This window comes from Methylobacterium sp. WL69, assembly GCF_008039485.1.
In the GTDB taxonomy this organism is placed as follows: domain Bacteria; phylum Pseudomonadota; class Alphaproteobacteria; order Rhizobiales; family Beijerinckiaceae; genus Methylobacterium.
The window spans coordinates 1-11014 of sequence record NZ_VRUZ01000119.1; the positions used below are offsets into that span (position 1 = coordinate 1).

The window sequence follows — 11014 nt, forward strand, 5'->3', positions numbered from 1 at the left end:
CCACGAGGAAGACCTGCCCGCCCCCGCCCCGCGCCGAACACCGCGCCAAGGCGCCCCGCGCCGGATCGGCGTGCTCGGTGCCATCGGTTCTCACAAGGGGTCAAGCGTGGTCCAGGCCCTGGCCCGCGATGCCGGGCGACGCGACCTCGCCCTCGCCTTCACCGTCGTCGGGTTCTCGGACATCCCCGAGAAGATGGAGGCCGTCGGTGTCACGGAAACCGGACGTTACGCCGGCAGCGACGAGGCCCTGGCTCTGCTGGCCGAGCACGACATCGATCTGATCCTGATCCCGTCGATCTGGCCGGAGACCTACTGCTACACCCTGTCCATCGCCCTGGTCTCGGGGTTGCCCGTGGCGGTGTTCGACCTCGGGGCGCCGGCTGACCGCCTGCGCGCCGCCGGCACGGGCTTTCGCATCGATCCCGGTCTCGCCAACGATCCCGGCCGTCTCAACGACCTTCTGCTGGCCCTCGACCTTGCCGAGACTTTGCCGGATGAAGACCATCCTCCAATCAATTTTGCCAGCTATCCGTCCCTGCTGCGCGACTATTATTTCGTGGCCATCGACGATAAGGCTCCCGCACCGCCGGATGCGGCGGCCTAAGGAGCTCACCGCATGAAGATCGCCATGATCGGCGCCGGATATGTCGGGCTCGTCTCCGGGGCGTGCTTCGCCGATTTCGGCCACACCGTGTGCTGCGTCGACACCGATCCGGCCAAGATCACCGCCCTCGAAGCCGGACGCATTCCGATCTTCGAGCCGGGCCTCGACGCCCTCGTGGCCGACAACGTCCGCCACCACCGGCTGACCTTCTCGACGGAGGTGGCGCCGGCCGTGGCCCAGGCCGACGTGGTGTTCATCGCCGTCGGAACGCCGTCGCGGCGCGGCGACGGCTTTGCCGACCTCTCCTACGTCTACGCCGCCGCCCGCGACATCGCCGCCTCCCTCTGCGGCTACACCGTGGTGGTGACGAAATCGACGGTGCCCGTGGGCACGGGCGACGAGGTCGAGCGCATCATCCGGGAGGCCCGGCCCGAAGCCGGGTTCGCCGTCGTGTCCAACCCGGAATTCCTGCGCGAAGGGGCTGCGATCTCGGACTTCAAGCGGCCCGACCGCATCGTCATCGGCGCCGAGGACGAGCGTGCGGCGTCGGTGATGCGCGAGGTCTACCGGCCGCTCTATCTCAATCAGGCGCCGATCCTGGTCACCGGCCGGCGCACGGCCGAGCTGACGAAGTATGCCGCCAACGCGTTTCTGGCCACCAAGATCACCTTCATCAACGAGATCGCCGACCTGTGCGAGCAGGTCGGCGCCAACGTGCAGGAGGTCGCCCGCGGCATCGGTCTCGACAACCGCATCGGCGGCAAGTTCCTGCATGCCGGACCGGGCTATGGTGGCTCCTGCTTCCCGAAGGACACCCTGGCGCTGGTGAAGACCGCCCAGGATTCCGGCACGCCGCTTCGTCTCGTCGAGGCGGTGGTGGCCGTCAACGACCAGCGCAAGCGTGCCATGGCCCGCAAAGTCGCGGCCGCCTGCGGCGGGTCGGTGCGCGGCAAGACCATCGCCATCCTCGGCCTCACCTTCAAGCCGAACACCGACGACATGCGCGACGCGCCCTCGCTCGCCATCGTCGCCGGCCTGCAGGATGGGGGCGCCACGGTGCGGGCCTACGATCCGGAGGGCATGGTGGGCGCCCGCGTGCTGATGCCCGACATCGCCTACGCGGACGATCCCTACGCCTGCGCGGACGGGGCCGATGCCCTCGTCATCGTCACCGAGTGGAACGCCTTTCGGGCCCTCGACTGGGCGGTCCTCGCCGAGCGCATGGCCGGCCGCACGGTGGTCGACCTGCGCAACGTCTACCGGCCGGAGGATGTCACCCGCCACGGCTTCCGCTATGTCGGAATCGGCGTGCCGAGCGCCTGACGCCCCTCTCGAGCGGCAACAACCCAAGCGGCAACAACCCATGTGCGGCATTGCCGGGATCGCCGATCCACGCCTCTCGCCCGATCGCCTCGCGGCGGAAGCGGGCCGCATGGCCGACGCGCTGACCCATCGCGGGCCGGACGGACGCGGCGTGTGGGGCACGGACGGCGTCGCCCTCGGCCACCGCCGCCTCGCCATCCGCGATCTCAGCCCGGCCGGAGCCCAGCCCATGGGCGCGCGCGATGGGCGCTGGGTGCTGACCTACAACGGCGAACTCTACGGAACCCACGACGCGCGGGCCGCCCTGACGGCGGACGGCCATGCCTTTTCCGGACACTCCGATACCGAGATCCTCGTCGAACTCATCGCCCGGCACGGCGTCGCCGGCGCCCTCGCCCGGGTCGAGGGCATCTTCGCCTTCGCGGCCTACGACCGCTTCGAGCGCCGGCTCTGGCTCGCCCGCGACCGGATGGGCGTAAAGCCGCTGTTCTACGCGGCGACCCCCGGGCGCCTGCTGTTCGGCTCGACCCCGTCGGCCCTGATGGCCTGCGGCGCGGCGGAGTTCGCCATCGATCCCTCCGCCGTCGCAAGCCTCCTGCGCCATGGTTACGTCCCGGCGCCGGGATCGATCTATGCCGGGGTGAACAAGCTGGAGCCCGGACACCTCCTGTCGTGGTCGCCCGGCGAGGCACCGGCCATCGCGGCCTACTGGAGCCTCGATTCCGTGATCGCGGCCGGCCGGGCCGATCCGTTCGCGGGTTCGGACGCGGAGGCCATCGACGCCCTGGAAACCCTGCTCACCGGGGCCGTGCGTCGGCAGATGGCGAGCGACGTGCCGCTCGGCGCCTTCCTGTCGGGCGGCATCGACTCCTCCCTCGTCGCCGCCCTCATGGTCGGAGCGGGCGGAACACCACGAACCTTCGCGGCGGGCTTCACCGACGATCCCCGGTTCGACGAGAGCGGTCACGCGGCGGCCGTCGCCCGGCATCTCGGCACGGACCACACCACCATCCCGGTGCGGGAGGCCGACGCCCTCGCCCTCGTGGCCCATCTCCCCGAGATCTACGACGAGCCCCTGGCCGACCCGTCCGGCCTGCCCACCGCCCTCCTCTGCGCCGCGACCCGGCGGGCGGGCCTCACCGTCGCCCTGTCGGGGGATGGCGGCGACGAGCTGTTCGCCGGCTACGACCGCTACACGCTGGCGACCCGCTTCGCCGAGCGGTTCGAGCCGATTCCCATCCCCCTGCGCCGGCTGGCGGCCGGTGCGATGGGACGGATGCCGCACGCGGCCCTGGGGCTCGCCGCCCGCGCGCTTCCCCCGCCGTGGGGCGGCCCGGACGCGCCCGACCGCCTGCGCAAGGCCGCGGCGCAGCTCCCCGGCGACGGCTTCGATCTGTATGCCCGGCTGCTGACCCTCAACCCCGACGCCCGCGCCCTCGCCAACGGGGCCCCGGGCCTGCCGAGCCCCATGGACCGGCCCGGGGGCGGCCCGCTCCTCGACCGGATGCGCCGCCTCGACACCGTCGCCTACCTGCCCGACGACGTCCTCGCCAAGGTCGATCGCGCCAGCATGGCGGCGGGGCTGGAGGCGCGGGTGCCGCTCCTGGACCGGTCGGTGGTGGAATTCGCCTGGCGCCTGCCGCCCCGCCTCCTCGTGCGCGGTGGCGAGCGCAAATGGCCCTTGCGCGAAGTGCTCGCCCGGCACGTGCCCCGCCCCCTGTTCGAGCGGCGCAAGCAGGGCTTCGCCCCGCCACTCGCCGCCTGGCTGCGCGGCCCCCTGCGGGCCTATGCCGGAGACCTTCTGCTGAGTCCCGACCTCGGCGGCGGATTTCTCGACCGGGCACGGGTGCGCGCCCTGTTCGCTGAGCACCAGACCGGCGCCCGCAACCATGCCGTCGGCCTTTGGCCGATCCTCGCCTTCGAGGCGTGGCGGCTGGCGTCGGCCGCGCGCCCGGCCCACAAGGACGATTAGCGGAACGAGCGGGAATCGCCATGAGCGAACGGATCACCATCACGGCCGGGGACGGCACCAGGGCCGTCATCGCGACGCACGGCGCCGAGCCGGTCTTGTGGCACATGGGCGGCACGGAATACCTCTGGAGCGGCGACCCGGCGCACTGGGATCGCCACGCGCCCTGGCTCTTCCCCGTGGTCGGTGCCTCGGCGAACGGAGCCGTGACGGTCGGGGGGCGGGCCTACCCGATGGCCCAGCACGGCTTTGCCCGCGACCTGCCGTTTACGGTCACCGAGCGCACGGACGACACCGTGACCCTGCGCCTGGAGGAGGGCAGCGCGACCCTGCCCCACTACCCGTTCCCGTTCCGCCTCGACATCACCGCCCGGGTCGGTCCCGGCATCCTCGATTTCGAGATCTGGATCGAGAATACCGGCCCGACGCCGCTGCCCTACGCCCTCGGCTTCCACCCCGCGTTTCCGTGGCCCTTCGCCGGGGGCGAGCGGTCGGCGGACGGTGGCTACCGTGTCGATTTCCAGAACCCCGAGCGCCCCCTAGTGCCGGAGGTCGGCGAGGGCGGCCTGCTGCTTCGGACCGAGCGGGCGATTCCCCTGGAGGGCGCGACCCTGCCCCTCGACCCGGCCTTGTTCACCGAGGCCCTGGTCCTGCGCGATGCCGCCAGCGAATGGATGCGCTTCACCGCGCCCGACGGCAGCGCCATCCGCCTGGAAGTCTCGGATTTCCCGCATCTCGCCGTCTGGACGAAGCCTACGGCGCCGTTCCTGTCCCTCGAATGCTGGACCGGCCACGCCGACTGGGCCGGCTACGCCGGGGAACTCGCCCGCCGCGATTCCCAGCGCCTCCTGGCGCCGAAGGGCCGGGCCCGCCACGGCGTCACCCTGTCCCACGAGGCCCCCGTCACCCGAGAGGCCGCCACCGCATGAGCACCTTTTCCGCCGACGCCTGGGCCGCCAACGCGGCGGCCTACGAGACGATCCGCACCATGCCGTTCAACGCCGAGCTCGCCGCCGGCACGTTGAGCCGGGCCCGGTTCACCCACTACATCGTCCAGGACGCGCATTACCTCATCGGGTTCGGCCGTGCCCTGGCGCTCGCCGCCGCAAAGGCGCCGCATCCCGACCGCATCGTCCAGTTCGCCCGGGCCGCCGAGACCGCCATCGTGGTGGAGCGCGCCCTGCACGGCGGGTTCTTTCACGATTACGGCATCGCGCCGGAGACCTTCGCGGCCACCCCGCTGTCGCCGCCCTGCGACCACTACGTCTCGTACCTGCTCGCCACGGCCCACGCCGAACCCTACGAGGTGCTGCTCGGCGCCCTGCTGCCGTGCTTCTGGATCTACGCCGAGGTCGGCCGGGATATCTTCGCCCGGGCCGGGGCCGACAACCCGTACCGCGCCTGGATCGACACCTACGCGGGCGAGGAGTTCGGCGAAGCCGTGGCCGCGATGATCGTAGCCACCGACGAGGCGGCCGCCGACGCGTCCCCGAAGATCGTCGCCCGCATGCACCGTGCCTACGCCCAGGCGACCCGCCTCGAATGGATGTTCTGGGACGGGGCCTATCGCGAAACGGCCTGGCCGGTCTGACCGGCCGGCCATCTCACGCGATGGTGCGCAACACGCCACCATCCACCCGCAAGGCGGCGCCGCTCGTGGCGCTCGCGGCCGGGCTGCAGACGTAGGCGACCATGTTGGCGACCTCGTCCACCGTGGCGAGGCGGCCGATGAGCGAGGTCGGGCGATGCTCCTTGATGAAGGCGCGGCCCATGGCGTCGAGGTCCACGTCGCCGGAATCCGGCGCCATGGCCTTCATGAAGTCCGCCACCCCCTCTGACAGGGTCGGGCCGGGCAGGACGCTGTTCACGGTGACGCCGGTGCCGGACACCGTCTCGGCGAGGCCCCGCGAAATCGCGAGCTGGGCGGTCTTCGTCATCCCGTAATGGACCATCTCCACGGGGATGTTCAGGGCGGATTCGGAGGCGATGAACACCACCCGACCCCAGCCGCGCGTCACCATGGCGGGGGTGTAGGCCCGCGACAGTCGCACGCCGCTCATGACGTTGGTTTCGAAGAAGCGCTGCCAGTCCTCGTCCGGGATCTCGAAGAACGGCTTCGGCTCGAAGATGCCGGTGTTGTTGACGAGGATGTCCACGTCCGGCAGGCCCTGCATGAGGTGGGCGGCGCCATCGGCTGTCGCGACGTCGCCCGGTGCGGCGATGAAGGCATGGGTGCCGGTCTCGGCCTTGAGGCGCACGATGGCGTCGGCGACACGGTCCTGTGCCCGTCCGTTGATCGCCACCGTGGCACCGAGTTCGGCGAGCGCCTTGGCGATGGCGTAGCCGATGCCGCCGGTCGAGCCGGTGACGAGGGCGCGTTTGCCGGTCAGATCCATGTTCATGGGAAAAACTCCGTCGGTCGACATGATGCCGGGTCAACGCATGGGCGCGGCGGTGTTTGCGAGATCGTACGTCCACGCACGGCGGCCATGCGCGGATCGGGGACTGCCGTGTTTCACATGAAACAGTTCGTTCACCATGCTTTCGCGTCAAGTCAGGGTTGGTCGCCGCAGGACGCTGGCGAGGGAGCCGAGGGCGGCGAGCCCGGCCGCGCACCACAGGGCGGCTGTGACGCTCTGCGAAGTCCCGCCGTGGAAGACGCCGAAAATCACCGCGACGCCGGCCGCGCCCAGGGATTGCCCGGTCAGGCGGGCCGTCGACTGCATGCCGCTGGCGCCGCCGCTGCGTTCGCGGGGTGCACTGGTGATGATGATCCGGTTGTTGGGCGACTGGAACAGGCCGAAGCCGAGGCCGCACAGGGTCAGGCGCCAGCCGATGTCGAAGGCACCCGGGCTCGCCGGCAACAGGGCGACGGCGACGAGGCCCGTGGCTAGGAGCGCGAGGCCGAGGCCGCCGAGCAGGCCCGGGGCGTAGCGGTCGGACAGCCGCCCCGACAGCGGGGCCATGACGGCGATGGCGATGGGCCAGGGCGTCATGAGGAAGCCCGTCGTGGTCTCGGACAGGCGCATCACGTCCTGGAAGTAGAACGGCAGGGCGACGTAGGCCATCATCTGGGCCGCGAAGGCGCTGATGGAGGTCGCCATCGATAGGGCGAAGGCGGGAATGCGTAGGAGATCGATGGGGAGGAGGGGCGCCGGCAGGCGGAGCTGATGGCGGACGAACACGATGCCCATCGCTAGGGCGGCGCCGATCTCCGCAAGGGCGATCCCGCGTCCGGCCGGATCGCCGAGACCATCGACGCCGATGATGAGAAGCCCGAAGGTGAGCGCGTTGAGCACCGCGCTGCGGCAATCGAAGCGTGTTCCGCTGCGCGGCGTCGCCGGCAGGGTGCGAGAGCCCACCGCGAGGGCCACGAGCCCCACGGGCAGGTTGACGAGGAACAGCCAGGGCCAGCTCGCCACGGACAGGATGGCCGCCCCCACCGTGGGCCCGGCGGCGGAGGCCATCGCTACCACGAGGGCGACGTTGCCGACGCCGCGCCCGATGAGCTTGTGCGGATAGATGAACCGCACGAGAGCGATGTTGACGCTCATGATCCCGGCCGCCCCGAGCCCCTGCGCCACCCGTGCCGCCACCAGCAGGGGCAGGGACGGCGCGAAGGCGCACGCCGCGGACGCGAGGGTGAACAGCACCAGCCCCGCCAGGTAGACCCGGCGATAGCCGAGGATGTCGCCGAGGGACGCCAGGGGCAGGAGGGCCACCGTCACGGCGATCTGGAAGGCGTTGACCACGAAGATCGCCGCCGACGGATCGACGGCGAGGTCCCGGGCCATCACCGGCAGGGCGACGTTGACGATGGCGCCGTCGAGTACTGCCATGGTCATGGCGAGCCCGATGGCGAGGAGCGCCAGCATCCGCTCGCGCACGGGCAGGCCGTCCTGGATCGGGGTGGGGCTGGAGGCCGGGTCGGTCATGGACGCACCCGGCGCGGTTCCCGCGACCGTGGCAAGTGTCCTATGTCACCCGTCACCGATCCGGCGCCGGATGAGAGCCGCGCCGATTCCCCCGAGAGGTTGATCGAATGCGCGCGTCCCCCCTGCTGACCATCTGCGGCCTGGCTCTGAGTCTCGGTGTGGGGTCCGCGATCCTTCCGGCACGGGCCGCTGAGGCGCCCCTGGGGATCGCCCTCGAAGGCTTCCCCTATCCCAACCCGGTCTTCTACCTTCCCCTCACCCGCGACGGCGAGGCGCAGCGCCTCGCCTACATGGACGTGCCGGCCTCCGGCTCACCCAACGGCCGCACGGCCCTGCTCCTGCACGGGCGCAACTTCCCGTCGAGCTACTGGCAGAGCGTGATCGAGGCCCTGACGGCGGCCGGCTACCGGGTGGTGGCCCCGGACCAGTTGGGTTTCGGCAAATCGTCGAAGCCCGTCGGTCCGTTCAGCTTCGACACCCTGGCGGCGGACACCGTGGCGCTGCTCGATTCCCTCGGCCTGCCCCGGGTCGATGTGGTGGCCCATTCCATGGGCGGGATGCTCGCCGTGCGCCTCGCCCGCACCGCACCCGAGCGCATCAACAGCCTCGTCCTCGAGGCGCCCATCGGGCTGGAGGATTATCGGTTGACCGTGCCGCCGGTGCCGACCGAGCGCCTGCTGCGGATCGAGGGCGACGTCACGGCGGACGTGTATCGTCAGCAACTCATGACGAGCTACAGCCTGTCCCTGCCGGACACCGCCATCGCGCCCTTCGTTTCCCTGCGCGAGCGGGTGAAGGGCTCCGGCGAATATCCGCGCTGGCTCAGGTCTTTCGTAAATTCCTACCAGATGATCTGGGGCCAGCCCGTGGTCCACGAGATTCCCCTGGTGCGGGCACCGACCTTGTTCGTCATGGGCGGGCAGGATCGTAACGCCCCGGGCCGCGCCTTCGCGCCGGAAGCCCTGCGCGCCCGCATGGGCGACAACGCCGCCCATGCCCAGGCCCTGGCCGCCCGGATGCCCGATGGCCGCACCGAGGTGTTCTCGGGCATCGGACACCTCGTCCACATGGAAGCACCGTCGCGGTTCAACGCGACGGTGCTGGAGTTCCTGAACGGGCATTGAGACCGGTCATCGGGTCGGCCCCGGGAGCGGGGCCGACGGGAACAACCTCAGTGGCCGCCATCCGTGGCGTTGCGGGTCGACTCGTAGAGGAACCACGTGCGCTCCTCGGCCTGGTCGATCCACTCCTCCAGCAGGCTGGTGGTGGAGACGTCGTTGAGTTCGTCCGTCACCTCGTGCAGCTCGCGCATGTTGGCGGTGAGGTTCTTGTTGTCGTCCCGGAGCTCGGCCAGCATGTCGAGGGGGCCGACATACTCGGCGTCGTTGTCCTGGATGCGGGACTTGGCCTTCGCCTGACCGAGGGAGCGCAGGGTGGTGCCGCCGATCTTGCGGGCGCGCTCGGCCACCGCGTCGGTGATGGCGAAGATCTGCTCCGACTGCTCGTCGAGCATCAGGTGGTAGTCGCGAAAATTCGGGCCGCTGATGTGCCAGTGGAAATTCTTGGTCTTGATGTAGAGGGCGAACAGGTCGGAGAGGAGCACGGTGAGCCCCTCGGAGATCTTCTGCGTCGCCTCGGGCGGCAGGTCGGTGGGCGTGTTCAGGCGGTCGCCCTCGACGCGCGTGCGTCCGCTCAAGCTCTTGGCCATGATGGATCCGTCTCCGGTGGATGTCGTCTGGGGTGGACGCGACGCAGCGCATCCGACACAGGCAAAAAATCCAACGGCATGGTGGATTGTTCCCCCATGCATGGCCGTGTCGCGCTGAACTCCTACGTCAGGACCACGACGCGGCTGCCGATCTCGACGCGGCCGTAGAGGTCGATCACATCCTGGTTGATCATGCGGATGCAGCCCGACGACACGCTGCGGCCGATGGAGTCGGGCTCGAGGGTGCCGTGGATGCGGTAGAGCGTGTCCTTGTTGTCCTGCCACAGGTAATGCGCCCGGGCCCCGAGGGGATTGCGCGAGCCACCGGGAACGCCGAGTCCGCTCTGGAGCTGGCTCACCTGCCGGGCGAGCTTGGGGGTGCGGGCGATCATTTCCTTCGGGGGATACCAGTCCGGCCACATTTGCTTGGAATTCACCGTCGAGACGCCCGCCCAGGAGAAGCCCTGCTTGCCGACGCCGACGCCATAGCGCCGGGCGCGGCCGTTGGCCTGGACCAGGGTCAGGTGATGGGCGCGCGGATCGACCACGATGGTGCCGGCGGGCTCCCGGCCCGTATAGGCGATGTCCTGGCGCAGGAAGGCCGGGTTGGCTTTCCGCCAGTTGAAGGCGTTGACTGGGAACGGCTCGTCGGTGATCGCCGCGTAGGCGCGGGCGTAATCGATGGGACCGTTATCCACCGGGCGGGCGGCCTGGGTCGGCTGCGCCGGCTGGCCCGGGACCGGGCGGCGGCCCAGGTCGGGCTCCTCGTAGGCGGGATCGACGGCCTCGCGGCGCGCGGCGCGCGGATCGGCCCCACGTTCGGAATAGGGCTCGTAACGGCCGCCCCGGCGCCGGTAGAGGCGCCCTTCCTCATCGCGGTAGAGGCGCTCGTCATCGAAGGGGATGTCCCCGTCGATGCCGTCGTCGAAAAACCGCCCGCGCCCCTGCGCGAGGGCACCGGCTGGAGCCGACAGGAGAAGGCTCGTCGCGGCGCCCGCGAGGAGAATGCGGCGGGTCGGGGGGCATGTGCGGGACATCGGGTCGCTCGGGCCGTCTTTTTCGGGGGACGCTGGGTTGGGCTTGCGCGGCGGCAAGGCTTGAGCGTGGGCCTAGCAAGACCTGGGGCCCACGTCACGCCGCGTCGATGACTTATCAGCCCCGCGTTGTCCGCCCGTCAGTGCCCATCCGACCCGCGAATACCGGTCGCGCACCGATTTTCACCATATCCCTACAAATCACCCCGCCGGGTGATTGCCAGAACCTTGGCCATTGCGACATAGACCCGTGCAAGGCCGACATAACCCGCGATGGTCTTCCCCGGACCCCGGCGCGGCCTCCTCCCAAGATGGATCGCGTCCCGTGCCGGCCTTTGCGCGTCTCCTGCTCCCCGCCCTCGTCTTCGCCCTCGGCGCATTCCCGGGCGCCGCGCCCGCCGGGGCGGCGGGGCCCCTGCGGCGCGATCCACCCACCGCCCC

General features: G+C 70.6%; 9 protein-coding genes and 1 pseudogene. 6 read left to right on the forward strand and 4 right to left on the reverse strand.

Annotated elements, in window-relative coordinates:
* The 5 genes and pseudogenes from FV218_RS20370 to FV218_RS20390 form a co-directional block, all read left to right on the forward strand.
* A pseudogene (locus tag FV218_RS20370) lies at positions 1–604 on the forward strand (glycosyl transferase); the annotation flags it as partial.
* A 12-nt stretch (positions 605–616) separates the two neighbouring features.
* The gene (locus FV218_RS20375) at positions 617–1927 is read left to right on the forward strand and encodes a UDP-glucose/GDP-mannose dehydrogenase family protein (RefSeq protein ID WP_147711333.1); all 1311 of its coding nucleotides are present in this window, start codon (positions 617–619) and stop codon (positions 1925–1927) included.
* Positions 1928–1967: 40 nt separating this feature from the next.
* Positions 1968–3899, forward strand: a complete 1932-nt coding sequence (gene asnB / locus FV218_RS20380; RefSeq protein ID WP_147711334.1) for an asparagine synthase (glutamine-hydrolyzing) — start codon at positions 1968–1970, stop codon at positions 3897–3899.
* 20 nt (positions 3900–3919) lie between these two features.
* A complete protein-coding gene (locus FV218_RS20385) occupies positions 3920–4825 on the forward strand; it encodes an aldose 1-epimerase family protein (RefSeq protein WP_147711335.1) in 906 nt (301 codons plus the stop codon).
* Positions 4822–5487, forward strand: a complete 666-nt coding sequence (locus tag FV218_RS20390) for a TenA family protein (protein ID WP_147711336.1) — start codon at positions 4822–4824, stop codon at positions 5485–5487. Before FV218_RS20385 ends, FV218_RS20390 begins: the two co-directional genes overlap by 4 nt.
* A 13-nt stretch (positions 5488–5500) precedes the next feature.
* On the opposite strand, the gene FV218_RS20395 is transcribed toward FV218_RS20390, so the two are convergent.
* Positions 5501–6298, reverse strand: a complete 798-nt coding sequence (locus tag FV218_RS20395; protein WP_147711337.1) for an SDR family NAD(P)-dependent oxidoreductase — start codon at positions 6296–6298, stop codon at positions 5501–5503.
* A 147-nt stretch (positions 6299–6445) separates the two neighbouring features.
* A complete protein-coding gene (locus FV218_RS20400; RefSeq protein WP_147711338.1) occupies positions 6446–7831 on the reverse strand; it encodes an MFS transporter in 1386 nt (461 codons plus the stop codon).
* Between the two features lie 107 nt (positions 7832–7938).
* Here FV218_RS20400 and FV218_RS20405 point away from each other — a divergent pair, with 107 nt between their 5' ends.
* Positions 7939–8955: an alpha/beta hydrolase gene (locus FV218_RS20405; protein WP_147711339.1), complete on the forward strand. Its 1017-nt coding sequence runs from the start codon at positions 7939–7941 to the stop codon at positions 8953–8955.
* Positions 8956–9002: 47 nt separating this feature from the next.
* On the opposite strand, the gene FV218_RS20410 is transcribed toward FV218_RS20405, so the two are convergent.
* Both FV218_RS20410 and FV218_RS20415 read right to left on the reverse strand, forming a co-directional pair.
* Positions 9003–9539 carry a DNA starvation/stationary phase protection protein gene (locus tag FV218_RS20410; RefSeq protein ID WP_056090655.1) on the reverse strand — a complete coding sequence of 179 codons (537 nt, stop codon included), beginning with the start codon at positions 9537–9539 and terminating at the stop codon, positions 9003–9005.
* Between the two features lie 122 nt (positions 9540–9661).
* Complete coding sequence (locus FV218_RS20415; protein WP_187273120.1) at positions 9662–10576, reverse strand: L,D-transpeptidase; 915 nt, start codon at positions 10574–10576, stop codon at positions 9662–9664.
* Between the last annotated feature and the right edge of the window lie 438 nt (positions 10577–11014).

Coding starts and splice junctions, on each gene's coding strand:
- FV218_RS20390 (WP_147711336.1), top strand. CDS start 4,822: ATGAGCACCTTTTCCGCCGACGCCTGGGCCGCCAACGCGGCGGCCTAC.
- FV218_RS20415 (WP_187273120.1), bottom strand. CDS start 10,576: ATGTCCCGCACATGCCCCCCGACCCGCCGCATTCTCCTCGCGGGCGCC.
- asnB (WP_147711334.1), top strand. CDS start 1,968: ATGTGCGGCATTGCCGGGATCGCCGATCCACGCCTCTCGCCCGATCGC.
- FV218_RS20410 (WP_056090655.1), bottom strand. CDS start 9,539: ATGGCCAAGAGCTTGAGCGGACGCACGCGCGTCGAGGGCGACCGCCTG.
- FV218_RS20395 (WP_147711337.1), bottom strand. CDS start 6,298: ATGAACATGGATCTGACCGGCAAACGCGCCCTCGTCACCGGCTCGACC.
- FV218_RS20385 (WP_147711335.1), top strand. CDS start 3,920: ATGAGCGAACGGATCACCATCACGGCCGGGGACGGCACCAGGGCCGTC.
- FV218_RS20400 (WP_147711338.1), bottom strand. CDS start 7,831: ATGACCGACCCGGCCTCCAGCCCCACCCCGATCCAGGACGGCCTGCCC.
- FV218_RS20405 (WP_147711339.1), top strand. CDS start 7,939: ATGCGCGCGTCCCCCCTGCTGACCATCTGCGGCCTGGCTCTGAGTCTC.
- FV218_RS20375 (WP_147711333.1), top strand. CDS start 617: ATGAAGATCGCCATGATCGGCGCCGGATATGTCGGGCTCGTCTCCGGG.